The organism is Nonomuraea maheshkhaliensis (assembly GCF_039529435.1).
Lineage (GTDB): Bacteria > Actinomycetota > Actinomycetes > Streptosporangiales > Streptosporangiaceae > Nonomuraea > Nonomuraea maheshkhaliensis.
The window spans coordinates 1-17,250 of the sequence record NZ_BAAAMU010000012.1; the positions used below are offsets into that span (position 1 = coordinate 1).

The 17,250-nt window shown below is 72.6% G+C and carries 15 protein-coding genes; 1 reads left to right on the forward strand and 14 read right to left on the reverse strand.

All coding sequences use genetic code 11. From position 1 onward, the window contains the following. The 11 genes from ABFX54_RS10605 to ABFX54_RS10655 all read right to left on the reverse strand — a co-directional run. The coding region (locus tag ABFX54_RS10605) for a DUF58 domain-containing protein (RefSeq protein WP_346103667.1) at window positions 1-1,068 on the reverse strand (1,068 nt) is incomplete at its 3' end. Continuing rightward, entirely contained in the window at window positions 1,065-3,257 is a 2,193-nt protein-coding gene (locus ABFX54_RS10610; protein ID WP_346103669.1) for an NHL repeat-containing protein, read from the reverse strand. The genes ABFX54_RS10610 and ABFX54_RS10605, both read right to left, overlap by 4 nt. Before the next feature lie 104 nt (window positions 3,258-3,361). Next, complete coding sequence (locus ABFX54_RS10615) at window positions 3,362-3,796, reverse strand: YbaB/EbfC family nucleoid-associated protein (RefSeq protein WP_346103671.1); 435 nt, start codon at window positions 3,794-3,796, stop codon at window positions 3,362-3,364. Between the two features lie 85 nt (window positions 3,797-3,881). Further along, entirely contained in the window at window positions 3,882-4,022 is a 141-nt protein-coding gene (locus tag ABFX54_RS10620; protein WP_346103673.1) for a hypothetical protein, read from the reverse strand. A 5-nt stretch (window positions 4,023-4,027) separates the two neighbouring features. Further along, window positions 4,028-4,804: a type II toxin-antitoxin system HipA family toxin gene (locus tag ABFX54_RS10625; RefSeq protein ID WP_346103674.1), complete on the reverse strand. Its 777-nt coding sequence runs from the start codon at window positions 4,802-4,804 to the stop codon at window positions 4,028-4,030. Between the two features lie 176 nt (window positions 4,805-4,980). Beyond that, a complete protein-coding gene (locus ABFX54_RS10630) occupies window positions 4,981-5,697 on the reverse strand; it encodes a class I SAM-dependent methyltransferase (protein ID WP_346103676.1) in 717 nt (238 codons plus the stop codon). Window positions 5,698-5,738: 41 nt separating this feature from the next. Further along, window positions 5,739-6,812, reverse strand: a complete 1,074-nt coding sequence (locus ABFX54_RS10635) for a LacI family DNA-binding transcriptional regulator (protein ID WP_346103678.1) — start codon at window positions 6,810-6,812, stop codon at window positions 5,739-5,741. Between the two features lie 49 nt (window positions 6,813-6,861). Continuing rightward, the gene (locus tag ABFX54_RS10640; RefSeq protein WP_346103680.1) at window positions 6,862-7,626 is read right to left on the reverse strand and encodes a cupin domain-containing protein; all 765 of its coding nucleotides are present in this window, start codon (window positions 7,624-7,626) and stop codon (window positions 6,862-6,864) included. Further along, window positions 7,623-8,525, reverse strand: a complete 903-nt coding sequence (locus ABFX54_RS10645; RefSeq protein ID WP_346103682.1) for a DUF6807 domain-containing protein — start codon at window positions 8,523-8,525, stop codon at window positions 7,623-7,625. Before ABFX54_RS10645 ends, ABFX54_RS10640 begins: the two co-directional genes overlap by 4 nt. Next, on the reverse strand, window positions 8,522-9,703 hold the full coding sequence (locus ABFX54_RS10650) for a Gfo/Idh/MocA family protein (RefSeq protein ID WP_346103684.1): 1,182 nt from the start codon (window positions 9,701-9,703) through the stop codon (window positions 8,522-8,524). Before ABFX54_RS10650 ends, ABFX54_RS10645 begins: the two co-directional genes overlap by 4 nt. A 180-nt stretch (window positions 9,704-9,883) precedes the next feature. Beyond that, window positions 9,884-10,915, reverse strand: coding sequence for a LacI family DNA-binding transcriptional regulator (locus ABFX54_RS10655; protein ID WP_346103686.1), 1,032 nt, complete (start codon window positions 10,913-10,915; stop codon window positions 9,884-9,886). A gap of 238 nt (window positions 10,916-11,153) precedes the next feature. Between ABFX54_RS10655 and ABFX54_RS10660 the strand changes: the two genes are divergently transcribed. Next, window positions 11,154-11,585 carry a hypothetical protein gene (locus ABFX54_RS10660; RefSeq protein ID WP_346103688.1) on the forward strand — a complete coding sequence of 144 codons (432 nt, stop codon included), beginning with the start codon at window positions 11,154-11,156 and terminating at the stop codon, window positions 11,583-11,585. 153 nt (window positions 11,586-11,738) lie between these two features. Here the strand turns inward: ABFX54_RS10660 and ABFX54_RS10665 are convergent, their stop codons facing one another. The 3 genes from ABFX54_RS10665 to ABFX54_RS10675 form a co-directional block, all read right to left on the reverse strand. Then, window positions 11,739-12,788, reverse strand: coding sequence for a phosphotransferase enzyme family protein (locus ABFX54_RS10665; protein WP_346103690.1), 1,050 nt, complete (start codon window positions 12,786-12,788; stop codon window positions 11,739-11,741). 105 nt (window positions 12,789-12,893) lie between these two features. Next, window positions 12,894-14,111 carry an amidohydrolase family protein gene (locus ABFX54_RS10670; protein WP_346103692.1) on the reverse strand — a complete coding sequence of 406 codons (1,218 nt, stop codon included), beginning with the start codon at window positions 14,109-14,111 and terminating at the stop codon, window positions 12,894-12,896. A 123-nt stretch (window positions 14,112-14,234) separates the two neighbouring features. Further along, window positions 14,235-17,135: a M36 family metallopeptidase gene (locus ABFX54_RS10675; RefSeq protein ID WP_346103694.1), complete on the reverse strand. Its 2,901-nt coding sequence runs from the start codon at window positions 17,133-17,135 to the stop codon at window positions 14,235-14,237. Window positions 17,136-17,250 lie beyond the last annotated feature (115 nt).

The window sequence follows — 17,250 nt, forward strand, 5'->3', positions numbered from 1 at the left end:
CGCCGCCGCCCGCGGCACCCCGCCCGGCGACGCCGCCCCCACCCGGACGGACAGCACCTGGTCGGACCCCCGCCGCACCGCCGCCTCCCCCGCCCCAGCCGCGTACGTGCCGCTGACCAGCACCAGCGCCCCGCCCGCCCCCGCCTGCCTGAGCGCCCGGGCGGGCGGCTCGGCCGCGTCGGAAAGCTCCACCAGCGCCAGCCGGTCGAGCACCTCCTCATCCTCCCCCGTCCCGCCCCTGACGTGCACCAGCTCCCCGGCCCCGGTGAACACCCGCACCGGGAACCGGTCACGCGTCACCGCGCAGGCCGCCGACGCCGCCACGTCGACGGCCAGCTCGAACTCGTCGTCGCCCTCGTACGACGAGGTCCGGGTGTCGAGGACGGTGACGGTGGCCGGCAGGTTGACGTCGGTCAGCTCCTTGACCATGAGAATCCCGGTCCTGGCGGTGGACCGCCAGTGGACGTGACGCAGGTCGTCGCCGATGACGTACTCGCGCAGCCCGTTGAAGCTGCTCGTCCCGGCCGGCGCCGAGCGCGACGCCAGCCCGTCGAGGTGCCGCTGCCGCCCCGCGTGCAGCGGCGGCAGCGGGACGGTGCGGGGCCGGACGAGGAGCAGGTCGGCCCGCCCGTACGCGACCGAGCGGCGCGCGAGCCCGAACGGATCGCCCCGGTCCAGCAGCAGCGGCCCCACCGGCGTCTCCCCCCTGCGGCGCGTGGGCAGCCGGTACGACACCGTCCGCGCCGTGTTCCCGGCCAGCGCGGGCACCTCGACGGTCACGGTCGTGTCCCGGCACGTGTCCCTGGCGACCAGCCCCGAGCGCCGCCACCGGCCGGCGTTGCGCACGTGCAGCACGGCGATGGCCGGCTCCCCGCGCGTCACCTTCACGGGCGTCACCTCGCGCCGCACCTCCAGCGACGCCCCCATGAGCGTCCACAGCGCGCCGGCCCCCACTGCGGCGAGCCCGGCCACGGCCAGCACCGCCGCCTGGGCGTACCCGAACGGTGCCCCCGCCGCGTACACGAGCACCGAGAAGGCCGCCAGGCCCCAGCCCGCCCTGGTGATCACTCACACTCCCAGAGCGGGGCCGCGGGGAAGCCCCCCTTCGGGGTGTCCATGAGCACGTCGTTGAGCCAGCCGTTGCCGTTGGCGGACTCGACCTTGTTCCAGACGTCGCTGCTCATGCCCGTGTCGGTGTCGGTGAAGCTGGCGCCCTTCTGCTGGCAGAGCACGGTCATCGTGATGTACGCGCCCTTCGGGATCCGGCCCACCTCGGCGCCCGCGCTCGGCCCCGAGCGGATGAGCGTGTCGCGGTGGTCGTTGTTGGCGTTCCTGAACTGGGCGGACGGCGGGCGCAGCTCGGCGGTGGCCTCCGCGCGGTCCTGGCTCTCGCCGGCCTCGTTCTTGGCGCGCAGCGTCCAGGTGTAGGACTGGCCGTTCTTCAGGCCCGTCACCTCCGCGCTCGTCCCGTCGGGGGCGGTGGGGTGGGTGCCGGGGCCGTCCAGGAGGTACGTGACGCCGTCCTTGGCGTTCTCGGGCGGCGACCAGGTGAGGTCGGCGCCGTGGTTCTTGCCCTTGGCGGCGAAGCCGGCCGGGCTGCCGGGGGCAACGCAGGGACGTACCGGGATGGAGGGGGCCGATTCCACCTCGCCACCGGCGTACTGGGCGGCTACGCGGAACGTGTACTCCTGGCCGCAGCTGCCTCCCGTCACCCGGAACTGGAACGGGCCGTCGGCCCGGACCCGGTTCGGGCTGACGTCGGCCCCGCCGGGCGCGCCCTTGAGCGTGTAGCCGGTGACGTCGCCCTTGCCCGACGGCGTGAAGACGATCTCCATCCAGCCGGGCCCGGAGTTCGCGGTGACCGTGCCCGGCGGGTCGGGGGTGACCGTCGGGGTCGGGGTGGGCGTCCGCGTGGGCGTGGGGCTCTGGGTGGGCGTCTGGGTCGGGGTCGCGGTGACGGTGACGGTCGGCGCGGCGGTCCTCGTCTGTGTGGGTACGGATGTCTGTGTGGGTGCGGACGTCGGCACGGAGGTCGGCTGCCTGGTCGTGCGGGTCGGCACGGTCGTGGGCCGCACCACCGTGGGCCGCACCACCGTGGGCACGCTGGTGGGCACGGGCAGCGGCGTCGGGCTGTCCTTCTGGCCGAGCGCCTCGTCGTACTTGCCGACCCGGTGCCCCCTGCCGTCCTGCTCGATGACCAGGGCGGTCTCGCTGAACTGGTCGTTGACCCAGAGCAGCCCGTCCTTGACGAACACCTCCAGCGGCCCCGCCTTCCCCGTGACCACCTTGTCGGCCTCGAACCGTTTGGCCACGGTGTCGTACACGATGAGCTTGCCCGTGCTCTCGTCGGCGATGTAGACGCGCCGCCCGAGCGCCTGCGGCGCGCCGAGCTTGCCGCCCTTCACCGAGACCGTCGTCAGCGCGCCACTGGCGGTGTCGACGAGGACGAGCGCGCCCTGCTTGGGCGCCAGGAGCGGCACCACCTGGCTCTCGGCCACGGCGGGCACCCGCAGCCCCGCACTGCCGGCCTCGGTGACCGTGCTGGGCAGGCTCACCTGCAGCCGGGTGCCGGTCGCGCCGATCACCACGGCGCTGGCGGCGGCGGAGTTGGTGACCAGGGGGACGCCGTTCGCGATCGTCAGCGTGAGCGGGTCGCCGGGCTCGCCGACCGTGACCGCCTTGCCCTTCTGCGCGCCGGCCACCTGGACGAGCGTGCCCTCCTCCGGCACGGGCACCCAGAGCGTGCCGCTCTTGTCGATGCCCGCCTGCCCGAGCGGCGGCTTGAGCGTGATGGGGGCGCCGATCGTGTCCACGGTCAGCGGGTCGAGCTGCTGCACGGTGCCGCCGCGCGGGTCGATCCCGTACGCCTTGCCCGCGCCCATCACGATCTGCATGCCGCCCGCGCCGATCGTGCCGGTCTGCGCCACCTCCAGCTGAGTGGGGTCGATGCGGCTGACCTTGCCGGTGGACTCGTCGACGACGAGCACGTTGTCGCCGTCCTGCACCACCGTGAGCGCCTGACCGCCGGCGGAGGCCAGGTCCACCCGGCCGTCCACCTGCCCGGACAGGCCGTTGGCGTGCACCACCTCGCCGTTGAGCGCGCTGGCCAGCCACGCGCCGACGTCGGCGAGCTTGGGGCGCGCGCTGGAGACGCCCGTGCCCAGGAACAGGCCGGCTCCGACCAGCACGGCCGTCAGCACGCCCGCGACGATCCCCGCCGCCCGCCGCCCCGCCGCGCTCCGCCACCGAAAGGCCACCGATTCACATCCCGCGAGATCCCATGCGTATACGCGTCCGCGGACACACTAGGGCGGGTCACCCGGGTCCCGATGTTCCTTCAAATAACCTAGAAATATCCGGCTCAGCGCTCGTCTCGGCGCTGGTCATCGGCCTTCGGAAACCGCTCGGCGTTCGGGAGCCGCTCGGCCATCGACGCCTCGAAGGACTCCAGCATGGCGGCGAAGCGCGCCTCGTCGTCCACCACGCTCCCAGGTCCCGGGGACCCACCGGCCATGATCTCGTCCACCTTCCCGGCCACCTCGTCCTGAGCCTCCTGCGCCGCCCGCAACACCGCCTCGGCCAGCTTCCGGCTGTCCATGCTCAGGACGCGCGGCGAGAGTACGACGTCGATGAGCCGCCCCGAGGCCCCGGCCGTCACCCGCACCTGCCCGTCCGCCGCCTCACCCCGTCCGACGACCACGTCCAGCTCGTCCTTGAGCTGCTCGACGTGAGCCAGCATCTCCTCGGCCCGCGCGGTGATCCGTCCCAGGTCTTCCGGCTGAAATCCGCTCAACATACCTCCCGGCTCTCCTCCGGGGAGGGTAAGGGCCGAACACCTCACTTCGGAAAAAGTCGAAGCGTGCGGCTGGTGTCGGCCGTGCTCAGTGACCGCGTACGTCAGAGATCAGGGGAAGCGACCTCAGCCGCTGCTCGACGTGCGCGGCCACGAAGGAGGGGATGGTCGGCTCCGCCCTGACCTGTGGCCAGGTGTCGGCCATCGCCGCCACGGTGTCACGGACCACCTCGGTCACCTGGTCGGCTTCGAGATGGGCGCGCCGGGCGACGCGACGGCTACCTCTCTGACCTGCGCGAAATCCTCCTGATGCACCCGGCCTCCGGCGAGCCGGTCGAAGCGCCGCACCGCGAACACCATCTCATCGGGACGAACCAGGCCGTCGGGCAACCCGGTGAGATGCGTTCCTTCGATGAGCCGGATCTCCGGCACGTCGATCCCGACGAGCTTGGCCCAGGTCAAGATCGCGTGCTCGTTCGCGGGAACCTCGGGAAAGCGCCGGTCGGGGAGCTTGACGATCCAGTCGCCGCCTTGCCCCGACATCGGCAGGACCAGGCCTTTGCCCTCCCACCGCATGGAGAACTCCGCCTGCACTCCGGCCAGGGAGAACCGCACCATCCCCAGACCGTCATCATGCGGCTCGACGGCCGACTCCGGGATCACCGGAGTGTCGGATTCCAGCACCACCCGGACGTTTCCCGGCAGGTCCTCCCCGAGGTACAGGAGAACCTGGAAGTCGTGCGGGCTCGACCGGCCGAGCTCGCGTCCCACCAGGTTGCGCAATCCGCTGCCCTGCTCCGGCAGCGAGATGAAAACCTCGCGAGCCAAGTCGAAATAGACGCGGAAACGAGGGTCCACGGTATCGTCGCCGGCCGTCAAAGCACCTACCAGACTGGTGCCGCGTTGCTGACCGTCCACGACCCAGAAGGCGTCCCCGACCGCGTCCGCCTCGATCCGCAGATGACCGATCTCCACCGTTCCGGCAGGGGCGGGCCGCCGCCGGACGAGCACGTTTCCGATCGGGTGACCACGCAGGATGCTGTCGACCTTCGGCCGAGTCACTGCAGCCACCACGGTCTCCCCTCGCTCCTACCTTGTGGCTTTCGCCGCGGATCTCCGCTGCGTCTCGCCCGTGGCCGCCCGCGCCGTCAGCACGTGCGGCGTTGATCTTACGAGTACGTGAGCCGTCAGCGGGTGGCCAGCAGGGCGAAGCGGTGGGCTGTGGCTTGGAGGGGGTGGCCGTGTCGCATGGACTCGTGCAGGGCGCGGAGTCTGGGCTCGTACGTGTGGATGTCGAAGTCGGGCACCTGCCAGGGGATGACGCGCAGGAACAGGACGAGGACGCCGATGTCGTGGAACGTCGTGGTGAACGTGCCCTTCCGGCTCCATGTGACGTTCAGGTCGGTGGCGGCCTGGTCGAGGTTCCAGGAGCGGTCCTCGTGGGGTGGGGCGGCGAGGGCTGTGTTGATCTCCTCCAGGTCGCGGCCCCCGACCTGCTGGGTGAGGAACGTGCCGCCTGGGGTCAGGAGGCGGTGCAGTTCGTGGGGGTCGTACGACTCGTGCCGGTTGATGATCAGGTCGAAGGAGGCGTCGGGGAACGCGCGGGTGTCCTCGGCTACCTCTACTCCCAGGGGCTCCAGGCAGGTGCGGGCGAGAGGGAGGTTGGGCGGGTGGGCCTCCGTTGCCGCGGTGCGGGGTGGGAGCGGGGTCAGGGAGGACAGGAACTCGCCGCCTCCCGTTCCCAGGTCGAGCAGGGCGGAGGAGCGGGCGAGATGGTCGTGGACCAGGCCCTCGTAGTCCCATGGCAGGGTGCCGTCGTAGGTGACGCGGTCGCCGAAGACCGAGAAGTCCCAGCCTTCGAACGGCGTGGTCAGCGCCTCGTCGATCAGTGCTTCGTAGCGCATGGGGGCGATCATGCCCGGTGGATGCGGTGCCGTGCATCCGGTTATGGCGCGGGCTTCTGGGGTGTGCTGGCGCGGAGGGTCACCTGGGCCGGGAGGGGGACGTGGGCGGTCGTGTCGTCCGACAGGGCCAGGCGCATCGCGTTCAGGCCGGCCTCCCGCAGCGGCACGGCCACCGACGTGAGCGCCGGCACGACGTCCACCGCCGGGCCGATGTCGTCGAAGCCGGCCACCCCGATGTCCCGTCCCGGGAGCACGCCGGCCTCGCGAAAGGCGGCCAGCGCCCCCACCGCCATCACGTCGTTGACCGCGAACACCGCCTCCACGTCCCCGGCCCCCCGCTCCACCAGCCGCCGCGCCGCCTCGTAACCGCCGTCGCGGGTGAAGCCGGTCTCGAACGCCAGCGGCGCGGGCGTGCCGGACCCGTACAGGCCGGACAGGAAGCCCTCGTGCCGGTCACGGGACGTGCGCAGCGACGGCGCGGCGTGGAAGACGGCGAAGCGGCGGTAGCCGCGGGCGAGCAGCGCGCGGGCGAGCGCGGCCGAGCCGCCGCGGTCGTCGATGGTGACGGTGCCGAACGGCAGGTCCCGCTGGCTGATCAGCACCACCCGCCCGCCTGCCGTACGGTACTGGCTCAGCTCCTCGATGAGCGTGTCCCTGGTGGCGGTCCCCTCGATGCGGCTGCCGGTGACGATGATGATGCGCGGGCGCTGACCGCGCAGGGTTCTGACGATCTCCAGCTCGCGTTCCGGCGAGCCGTCGGCCACCGCCATGGTGACGATGAGGCCGGCCTCCGTCGCGGCCTGGGTGACGCCGGACGCGATGGAGGAGAAGTAGGGGTCGGCGACGTCGCGGACCACCAGTGCGACGGTCCTGGTCGAGCCCTTGGCGATGGCCTGGGCCGACAGGTGCGGCTCGTAGTCGAGCTTGGCGGCGGCCGCACGCACCCGGGCGACGTTCTCCGCTCTGACGTTGCGTGCGCTGCCGTTGAGTGCGCGGGAGGCGGTGGCGATGGAGACGCCCGCCTCCCTGGCGACGTCATGCAGGGTCGCCGCGACTACCGGCGCTGTGGGAGACGCCGGGGTTGTGGGAGGCGGCGGCTCTTCCATGGCGGTCATCTTGTCACCGCCGTCAGCGGTTCGCCTCCGGTTGCGGTGGTCTCGTCCGTCAACGAGACGGCGTGTGCACGATGGGGTGGGCGACGTCGTGGGCGCGCAGGTTGCCGCACATCCCCCACCGCTCGTCCGGCGGGCTCTCCATCAGCGCCGACTCCATGAGGTGCGCGCCGTCGCCGCGCTCCAGCGCGTCCAGGACCGCGGCCGTGCGGCCGGTCTCCGCCGCGACCGTGCTCTCCCAGATCTTCCGCCAGGCCGCGGCCTTGGGCCTGACCAGGGCGATCGCGCTGTCGTAGAACGTGCGCAGCGCCTCCGGACCGCCCTCGGTGAGGCGGTGGAAGCCCTCCACGGCCAGGTCCCTGCGCCGCCGTACCGCCTCCTCGACGCCGTCGGCGGGCAGGGTCGCGGCCTCGCGGTAGCGCTCCGGGTCCGCCACGATCTCGGGCGGGAACGTCATGACCGCGTCGCCGGCCTCGGGCAGGCCGGCGTTCGACATGACGACCACCACCTCCAGGCCGCCGTGGTTGACGGCCCGGTGGATGGTGCCGGGCGTGAACCACACGGTCGAGCCCGCGCTCAGCGCGGTCTCCCTGAGGCCGTGCGCGTCCAGCGTCTGCAGCGCGCCGTGGCCCGCGATCACCACGTACGCCTCCGTCGAGGCCGTGTGCAGGTGCGGGGTGCCGCCTTCCAGCCCGTCGGCGCACGCCCAGCCTGAATAGACCGTCAGCCGGCTGATCGACGTGCCGCCGGGAAAGGCCCCATGGCTGGACGCTTCTGGGGAGGAGGTGCTCCCGTGGGCGGCGCCGGGGGACGTCATCGCAACGCGTTCCTTCCGTGTTCCGCCAGCAGGGCCGTGCCCGCCTCGCCCCGGTCCCCGTCGGCGATGACGACCGCGTACCGGAAGCCGAGCGTCTCCCCGTCAGCCAGCGGCACCTCCTCGCTGAAGAACGGCGCGGGGTTGAGGCAGGCGAAGTTCTCGGTGCGGGCGAACCACTGCGGCGGATGCCGCGGATTGGCCGCGTCGTCCACCATGACGACGGTGGAGTGGCCGCCGCTCTCGTCGTGCCGGCCGCGGAAGCCGAACCACTCGGCGCGCCGCCCGCGCAGCTCGTCGCCGCCCGCCCCGTCGGGCGACTGGATGACGCCGTCGGTGAACGAGCGGGGGCCGCGCCAGAACAGGCCGCCGTAGCCGGCGTTCTCCCTGCCCTTGGTGGTCGGCGAGCCGAAGTCGATCGTGGCGCCGGACACGTTCGTCATGGCCGTCTCGAAGACCAGCGCCCAGGTCGCCTCGTCGATCAGGGTGACGGCGAGCGAGCGCCGCTCCTCGATGACCGGATCGCCGCTCTGCGCGGTCCAGTCGAGCGTGTGGCCGAGCTCGACCCGGTCGCCGGTGGCCGCCAGCGTGGTCATCTCGCGGTGGACGGCACTGCCGTTGTTGTCGCGCTGGACGTACCGGCCGTCGGTGTACGTGGGCCCGCCCCAGAAGTTGTGCTCGCCCACGTGCGGCAGCGACCAGGCGATGCCCTTGTGCCAGACGTGGTCGTGCGGCCGGTAGAGCGACACGAGCGCGCCGCCACGGGTGCGGATCGGGTGCAGGTACGGCTTGGGCGACTCCAGCACCGGCGTGTCCGGGCGATAGACGTAGGTGAACAGCTCGGTGGCGCCGGCGCTGACGGCGACCGACCGGCCGAGCTCGTGGGTGGCCCGCAACGTCACGTGGTCCTCCAGGGGGCGCCCGTGCCGTCCATGCGGTGGGCGAACGGGCTGTCTGCGGTGATCTGACCGGCCCGTACGCGTTCGCCGGTGAAGGCGGAGGCGTACAGGGCGGCGATGAACTCCATGGTCCTGCGGGCGTCGGCGGCCGTGACCGGCGGCGCCTGACCCTGGTCGAGCGCGTCGAGCACGGCCGTGAACCAGTCGCCGTGGCCGCTGGACCCGCTGCCTGGGTCGGCCTTCCACAGGGAGCTCACGCCGTCGTGGCCGGGGGCGGGGGTGACGGTCCAGTCGTCGTCGGTGTAGCCGTACAGGTGCTCGACCTCGACCGTGGCGCGTTCGAAGTCGAAGCGCAGCTCGGAGGTCTGTCTCGGGGACAGGACGGAGTTCACCACCGTCGCCGTCGCGCCACTCTCGAACGTCACCAGCGCCATCGACACGTCCTCGGTGTCCACCGGGCGGGCCTGGCGGGCGGCCACGGCGGTGACCTCGCGCCAGGGGCCGAGCACCGACAGCAGCAGGTCGAACTGGTGGATCCCGTGGCCCATCGTGGGCCCGCCGCCTTCCGACTCCCACGTGCCGCGCCACGGGACGGCGTAGTAGTCGTCGTCGCGGTACCACTGGGTCAGGCACGTGGCCAGCAGCGGGCGGCCCAGCTCGCCGGCCCGCGCCAGCCGCCGCAGCCGGACGGCGCCGGCGCCGAAGCGGTGCTGCAGGACGGTCGCGACGTGCCCGGCCGAGCGCCGCTCCGCCTCGATCAGGGTGTCGAACTCGGCGAGCGACAGCGTGGGCGGCTTCTCCACCAGCGCCGTCACCCCGGCCTCCAGGCAGGCCAGGGCCAGCGGGGCGTGCTGCTGGGGCGGGGTGCACAGGTGCGCGACGTCCAGCCGCTCCTCGCGCAGCAGCTCCTCGGCGCTCGCGTAGGCGTGCGGGATGCCGTACGTGGCGGCGAACTCGCGCGCCCGCCCGGCGTCCACGTCGGCCACGGCGACCAGCTCGGCCCGGCCACGCGAGGCGCCGCCGTTCGAGGCCCCGCCAGCCGAAGTGCCGTCGTCCGAGGCCCGGCCGTCTGAGGTCCCGCTGTCCAAGGTCCGCTCGGCCGAGGCCAGCACGGCTTTGGCGTGCGCGTGGGCGATCCCGCCGGTGCCGATGATGGCGGCCCGGTACGTGCGTTCAGGCATGTGTTCCTTCGCGATTCGGTGGGGGCCGGGCGCCGTCGATCTCGGCTCGGCGCTCGGGGACGAACGACGTGACCGGCCTGCTCCGGCGTCCGCCGGTCGGGCCGCACCTCTTCCGTACGCCACGGGAAAACGTATTCCGCAGTTTGCCCGCCCATGACCTGGAGCGTCAAGACACCCGCGTCACGGACGGGGCCGGACGCTGTCCCTGACGATCAGCCGTCCCTCCAGGACCAGCCGCCTGGCCGGCCCCCGCTCCCCCACCGCGAACCGGATCGCCTCGGCCCCCGCCCGCGCCAGCGGCAGCGCCACCGTCGTCAGCCGCGGCGTCACGTCGGAGGCGAGCGGGATGTCGTCGATCCCCGTCACCGAGACGTCCCCGGGCACGCTGAGACCGGCCGCGCGGAAGGCCGACATCGCGCCGATCGCGATGGCGTCGTTGCCGGCGAGCACCGCCTGCCTGCCGTCCATTCCCGCCTCGGCCAGCTCGCGCGCGGCGGCGAACCCGCCGTCCCTGCCGGCCCGGCAGGGCACGAGCTCGATGTCGCTCTCACGGACGCCTTCCGCGCGCAGGCCCGCCACGAATCCGGCCGCGCGGTCGCTCATGTTCCGCCGGTCACCCGCGCCCACGAAGATCGCCACCCGCCGGTGCCCGGCGCGCCCGACGAAGGCACCCATCGCGCGGGCGGCACCGGCGTTGTCGAAGGCGATCGTGTCGAACGTCAGGTCCGTCTCGCCGACGACCGTGACCCGGCCGCCCTCCCGTTCGTACGCGAGCAGCTCCTTCACCAGCCGGTCCTCCGCCGCGGCGGCCAGCAGCCGGTTGGAGGTGAGCACGAGGGCGCGCGGGCGCAGCGACCTCAGCACGCGGACGGTCTCCGACTGGCGCTCCGGATCGCCCATCGTGGACGACACCGTGACAAATGCCCCCTCGGTACGGGCCTCACGTTCCATCGCCGCCACCACCAGGCCCATGCTCGGGGTCGTGAGATCGTCGGCGACGAGCGCGATCGAGTCGCTGGCCCGGCGCATCGCCCTGGCCGAGACGTCCACCGTGTAGCGCAGGGCCGCCGCCGCGGCCAGCACGCGGGCCTGGAACTCAGGGGCGACCTTCCTGGCGCTGCCGCCGAGGACCCGGGACGCGGTGGCGACCGAGACGCCCGCCGCCGCGGCCACGTCGTGCAGCGTGACCGTGGGCCTGGCCGCGTGGGGCATCCGCTGCGTCCTCTCCTCAGGGGAACGACCGGCAAACGACCTACACCGCAGCGTAGCGCCTGCCACCCGCCTGAACCGACCCGTACGACGCGGCCGGTCGCGCGGTGGCCGGTCGAGCGGCGAGGTGTGTCGGCGGTCACTCTTGGTGTGTGGATTCCTCCGCGGTTGGGCGGCGCGGATCTCCGTACTGTCCTGTTTGCCGGACCACCCGGCAGCACCGACAGGGGAGGACATCCACATGCGTAAGCTCTTCGCGATCGCCGCCATAGCGGGCTCGACGGCCCTCACCGGCCTCGCCCTCGGCCCGGCCACCGCCCAGGCGAGCACCAGCGCCGCCACCGGCTCCGCGACGGCCACCGTCAGCAGCACCGCGGACTTCGGCAACTGGGGCAAGTACTTCTCCAGCGACCGCAAGGCCTACACCTTCGGCAAGACCTGGAAGTCGCACGGCAAGGTCTACACGAAGTGGTACGGCGTGGAGAAGCGCGGTGGCAAGAAGGGCTGGATCTGGTTCGAGTTCTACCAGAACGGCGGCTGGCACAAGTTCAACCGGTCCTGGGACGGCAAGACCGTCGGCAGCTGGAACGGCAAGGGGATCAAGAAGGTCTACACCTTCACCTGCTGGGGCGGCAAGTTCGACCACTGCGGCAGCAAGCACCGCATCTACTGAGCGTGATCTCCTGGCCCTGACCCACGGCGCCCGATCTTCTGCGCCGGATCTTCTGCGCCGGATCTTCTGGGCCGGATCCTCTCGGCCGGATCCTCTCGGCCGGATCCTCTCGGCCGGATCCTCTCGGCCCGACTTATCGGGCGTGATCCCAGGTCAGGCGAGCCCCCGGGCCCGGCGGTCGTCCGCCGGGCCCCGGCCCTGTTCCAGCGCCTCCAGCACGGCGGCCAGCTGGGCGGGGGCCGGCATGATGCGCAGCGCCTCGTCGATCTCGCGCTCCGCCCACGCGCGGTGCCGGGGCTCGGCATCCGGGTCGATCGCGATGCGCGTCTGGAGCAGCAGGAAGTTCAGCCGGGAGGCGACGAGCATGGAGAAGTCGGCCGGGCCGGCGATCCGGCCGGGCCCGCCCTCCCGCAGGTAGCCCCGGTACATGCGGCGCATGGCGTCCAGGTCGGGCGCCGGGTCGCAGAACCAGTCGAACAGGGCCATGGCCAGTTCCCGCCCCGGCTCGGCGGGGCCGAGGCGGTCCCAGTCCACGACCACGAGCGCGCCGCCTGGGCCGGCCAGGACGTTCTCCGGGTGCAGGTCGCGATGGCAGAGGATCAGAGCGGCCGGCTCGGGCGGGACGGCCACGGCACTCAACTCGGGCACCACGGCCAGCAGCTCCCGCAGCCGATCACCCCACGGAACATCCGCCGTGCTGAGGGCGAGCGCCCGTTCAGCGGCGCCGGCCTCGCCCGCCTCCCCCCGCCCCCACGCGCCGGCGGCGGGCGGGCGGTGGTACCAGGGGTCGGGGGCCTGGCCGTCGGGTTCGGTGGTGACGGCGGGTGCGCAGCGGTGCAGCCGGGCGAACAGCGCTCCCAGGTCCTCCGGGCTGGCCGGGGCCGCCGGGTCGAGCGGGCTCAGGTCGATCCAGTCGTACAGCCGCAGCCACGTCCCACCAGGCGTCTCGACCAGGTGGCGGCCGTCGCGGCTCGGGTGGCTCGCCGGGAGCCGCACCCCGTGCGCCGCCGCCCGCCCGGTGAAGGCGAGTTCGGCCGCGACCAGCGCCTCCGCCGGCGGCTCGCCGAAGATCTCCTTCAGCGCGTACGACGCCGTCCCCGTCTCCACCCGCCAGACCTGGCCCAGCGCGCCCCGCCGCCCCTCGGACACCACGACGCCGTCATCCCACCCGAACGCCGCCCGCGCGCACGCCATCAGGTCCATGCCCCCAGAGTGCCGCACGCACCCCGGCCGCCGCCCCCATCGCCGCCCCCATCGCCCCGGCCACCATCGCCCCGGCCACCATCGCCAGAGCCACCGCCGCCCCGATCACCCGTGCGACTGGCGTACGCCGGCCCGCCACACGTCCGCGATGGCCCTGGTCGCCGCGATGTCGGTGGTCGGGTCGCCGTCCACGAGCAGCAGGTCGGCCCGGAGCCCCGGCGCGATCCGGCCCCGGTCGGACAGGCCGAAGCAGCGCGCCGTGAGGCTGGTCGCCGCGCTCAGCGCCTGCTCGGGCGTCAGCCCGGCCTCGGTGAGCATGAGCAGTTCGTGGTGCAGACCCGCCCCGTGCACGGGCCCGAACGGCGTCGCGTCCGTTCCGGCGAGGAGCGGCACGCCCGCCCGCAGCAGCGCGGACGCCGCGTGCGAGGCGTTGACGACGCCCCGCGCGTGCATGGGGATGCCGGTGAACTCCCGGCTGAAGGTGGCCTTCGACCGCTCCGACATCCGCGCCGCGACGCGCGGGTCACGCAGCAGCTCGGCTCCGTAGGGGTCGCCTGAGACGGCCTCGATGTAGGTGATCGTGCTGGCCACGAACACGTCGTACGCGGCGACCCTGGCCGCCATGTCCTCGGCGCCCTCCTCGTCCACGTCCGTGTAGAGATGCGCCAGCCCGTCCACGCCGGCGTCCAGCGCGATCAGCGCCTCCCTGGCCGTCACGGTGTGGGCGATGACCTTGAGCCCGGCGGAGTGCCCGGCCTCCACCAGCACGGCGGCCAGCTCGGGGCTGATGACCGGCAGCCGCATGCCGGAGACCGCCCCGTCGTCCACGGCGATCTTCAGGTAGTCGGCGCCCTCGTCCACCCGCGCCGCCACGAACGCCTTGGCCTGGTCGGCGTCGGCGACCGTGTCGAGACCGGTGTCGCCGCCGAAGGCGCGCAGCACGTCCTCGGTCATGATCTGGGTCGGGTGCCCGCCTGGCGCGGTCGCGACCATGCCGGAGCTGCGCAGGTCGGCCACGTCGTCGCGCTCTGCGGCCAGGCGGCGCTGCACGGCCAGGGTGGGCGGCAGGTTGTTCATGTCCAGCTCGGTCGTGACGCCGAATTTCAGCGCCTCGGCCAGGTCGCCGTCGAAGGCGTGCGCGTGGGCGTCGATCAGGCCGGGCAGCAGCGTCTTGCCCGTGCCGTCCACCTCCGCGTCCACCTTCACGTCCGCCGGCACCGGCGCGTCCGGCTCCGCGATGCGGTCGCCGTCGACCAGGACGTCGGCGCCGGTCACGGTCCGCTCTCCGTCGAAGACCCGGACGTTTCTGATCAGAGTACGCATGCCTCTTCCCGTCGATAGTTCGATGCCTGACTAGCTTGCCCTCAGATAGTAAGACTTCTAACTATCAACCGCAAAAGAGGGCCCGCGCCCCGGTTCGGGACGCGGGCCGTACCGCGGAGCGGATCAGTGGGAGAAGGCCTGGAACTCGGCCGCCCTGACCTGGTCCCGCTGCGGGCTGGCCGTGGCGCAGTCCGTCGCGGAGTTCGGGTCGGCGTCCTGCTCACCGGCGTAGAGCGAGTTGCCGGTGCACTGCGTGCTGAGCGCGCGCAGCATCAGGTGCGTGGCGTTCGTGTCCTTGACGTCGAACGACTTGATCAGCATGTCGGCGCCCCTCGGCCTGGGCAGGGAGGCGTCGAACGCGTTCGTCCGGCTGGTGTGGATCTTCCGGAAACTGGCCGGGTCGGCGCAGTTCGCGCTGCAGGCCAGCACCTCGAACGAGCGCAGGCTGGAGAAGCGGTTCTGCGCGCCCGGGTCGGCCGGGTCGCCGACGTTCGGCCGGAGCAGGGCGCTGACCTGCACCCGGCGGATCTTGACCGGACTGTCGCCGGCCAGGTCCACCACGACCGACTTGCCCGCCGGCGCGCCGGTGAGCGAGGCCCAGTTCGTGGCCTCGGTGTCGTCGATCAGCCTGGCCTGGTTGACGCCGTCGCCCGTCGCCGCCGCCCCGTTCGCCGCCGAGGCGTGGTTGCGGGTCAGCGGGAGCGGCAGCGGCAGCTTCACGCCCGGGAGGACCGCGTACTTCAGCCGCTTGTGGCCGAAGCCGGCGCCGACGACGACGAAGTCGTACTGGCCGGGGGTCATCTCGACCGTGTCACCGAGCGGGGTGGCCGGGTCGGTGTCGGCCACGGGGACCACGCGGCCCTCGTAGTCGCCCACGTACAGCCGCAGCGCCGCGTCCTTCGCCTCGCCCAGGGGCTTGAGCTGCAGCGAGCCGTTCCTGCCCGCCGGGTTGACGAAGCTCGGCGTCGCGTCGGCGTCGTTCGCGCCGTTGCTCGCCGCGCCCTCGCCCAGGCCGTGCTCGGCGAACGCGCGCCACATGATGTCCTGGTTCGCGCCGCCGAAACGGATCGCGTCGGCCGCCAGCAGCGCGTCACGGTGGTCGACGTAGCTGACCGCGCCGGTCGCCATGAGCAGCAGCGCGTCGAACGAGAGCTGCGCCCAGCGCCGGTTGCCCGGGCACTTCTCGACCGGAGTCCGGCCGTCCGCGCACGCCTTCTGCTGCTTGGCCGAGCCCTGGCCGTACCGCTTGACGAAGGCCGCGCGCACGTCGAACTGCGTGGCCGACCAGATCTCGCCGTCCGCGTGCGGCTGGGTGCCGACGATGTCGTAGGCCAGGTCGCTGTAGTTGAGCGGCGACTTCGACATGTCGTAGTTCCTGATGCCGCGCCCCTTGTCGCCGGTGACGTAGCCGCCGGTGACGTACGGGGTCTGGCCCGAGGGGCGGAAGCCGTACTCGTAGAGGTACTCCGTGGCGAACAGGTCGGAGGTGCTCTCGTTCATGGCCCCGGGCTGGGTGCCGCTCCAGCCGGCGTTGGGCCCGCCGATCATGCGGCCCGAGATGGCGTGCGTGTACTCGTGCCCGATGACCGACATGTCGTAGTCGCCGTCCACGCACGGCGCGTAGAAGGAGCCGGCGATCGGCTGCCACAGGTACATGTTCGTGATCGGCGCGACCCCGTCGGGGCCGGTGATCTGGTTGGCGTTGTCGCGCACGGACAGCACCCGCGCGCCCGCCTGGGCGTTGCCCTGCTCGGGGTCGTTGCCGAGCCCGCCGCGCGTGCCGTTGTCCACCTGCATGTTCCAGGCGGTCTCGGTGAAGCCGAGCCGGTAGGACCAGTCGTGCATGCGGTTGTGCATGGCGTTGAGGTTGGCGATGGCGGCCTCAAGGTCGTTCTCGCCGGGCCGGTCGAGCTCCGCCGGGTCACACTTGGCCTTGTACCAGGCGTTCTTCCACGGGTAGGCGTAGTTCCTGCTCGGGGTGGCCACGTTGGAGCGGGTGCCGACCGAGAACGGGTCGCCGTTCGCCCGGTTCTCGAAGGTCTTGGCCGCGTTGCCGAGGCTGGTGTTCGTCGGCTCGTTCGTGGCGTGGTCCACGTCCCACGCCTTGCCCGTGCCCGGGTCGCCGCCGCTGACGTAGTCGCAGCCGGGGCCGGGCGCGTAGCACCAGGTCTGGCGGGTGTCCTTCGAGCTGTAGTCGTCGCGCGGGTTGGACGGGAACGCCTCCCAGTGCGGGTTCTCCGGGTCGAAGTGGTCGACCAGGTTCTCCCGGGTCAGGATCGCGCCGCTGACCGCGTCCACGTGCGTCGTGTACCCCGCCTCGGCGCCCTGCGCGCCGCCGATCAGGACCACCTGGAACGCGTTGTGCACGCCGTCGGGCGCCGGCACCGCCACCGGGGTGGCCTGCTTGGTGATCGCCGTGGCCAGGTCGATGCCGCCGTCGGCGGCCGCGATCTCCATGGCCCGCTCCGCGGTGATCGCGGCGGCCGGAGGCGCTTCCGTGCTGCGTGACAGCGTGGACGTCACGTGCCTGATCTGGCCGCCGGAGACGCCGACGGCGACGAGGCCGTCCACGCCGGCGGGCAGGTCGCCGAAGCGCTGGCGCAGCAGTACGGCCGCGCCCGCCCCGATCGGGTTGACCGCGACCGTCTCCAGGGCGTCCACGGACTCGGCCGTCAGCCCGAAGATGCTCTCGTTGTCCTTCAAGTAGGTCTTGGCGGCCTGGACGGGGTCGGAGCCCAGCCCCTCGGCCAGCGGCTTCGCGCTGACCACGGCGGCGGGGGTGCCGAGAGCGTTCCAGGTGATGCGCGCGTCCGGGGCCGCGCCGCGCCGGTTGGCCGCCGCCGGGGGCGGCACCCGGCCCTGGCGGTTGTCCACATCGGGTACGCCGTGGTTCTCCGCCTGGAAGTCGTGGACGACGGCGGCCTGCCCGCCGGGTTCTCCCCGGGCCGCCCCCGCTACGGGTAAAGCCGACGCTGTGAGCGCGGCGACGATGAGTGTGCTGCGTAACCAGGGCTTGGTCGACACGTTTTCCCTCCTGCGTGTCAGGGATGCGCAGCTTTCGCGCATCTCCCGACAGAGGTAACATCACCGACCCTGGCTGACAAGATCTTGTAAAACGAGAAATATCAGCGTATAAGCA

What these genes read in the sequence shown, in the direction of transcription:
- ABFX54_RS10615 (WP_346103671.1), bottom strand. Translation starts at nt 3,796, where the DNA reads ATGTTGAGCGGATTTCAGCCGGAAGACCTGGGACGGATCACCGCGCGG.
- ABFX54_RS10630 (WP_346103676.1), bottom strand. Translation starts at nt 5,697, where the DNA reads ATGCGCTACGAAGCACTGATCGACGAGGCGCTGACCACGCCGTTCGAA.
- ABFX54_RS10635 (WP_346103678.1), bottom strand. Translation starts at nt 6,812, where the DNA reads ATGACCGCCATGGAAGAGCCGCCGCCTCCCACAACCCCGGCGTCTCCC.
- ABFX54_RS10640 (WP_346103680.1), bottom strand. Translation starts at nt 7,626, where the DNA reads ATGACGTCCCCCGGCGCCGCCCACGGGAGCACCTCCTCCCCAGAAGCG.
- ABFX54_RS10650 (WP_346103684.1), bottom strand. Translation starts at nt 9,703, where the DNA reads ATGCCTGAACGCACGTACCGGGCCGCCATCATCGGCACCGGCGGGATC.
- ABFX54_RS10655 (WP_346103686.1), bottom strand. Translation starts at nt 10,915, where the DNA reads ATGCCCCACGCGGCCAGGCCCACGGTCACGCTGCACGACGTGGCCGCG.
- ABFX54_RS10660 (WP_346103688.1), top strand. Translation starts at nt 11,154, where the DNA reads ATGCGTAAGCTCTTCGCGATCGCCGCCATAGCGGGCTCGACGGCCCTC.
- ABFX54_RS10665 (WP_346103690.1), bottom strand. Translation starts at nt 12,788, where the DNA reads ATGGACCTGATGGCGTGCGCGCGGGCGGCGTTCGGGTGGGATGACGGC.
- ABFX54_RS10670 (WP_346103692.1), bottom strand. Translation starts at nt 14,111, where the DNA reads ATGCGTACTCTGATCAGAAACGTCCGGGTCTTCGACGGAGAGCGGACC.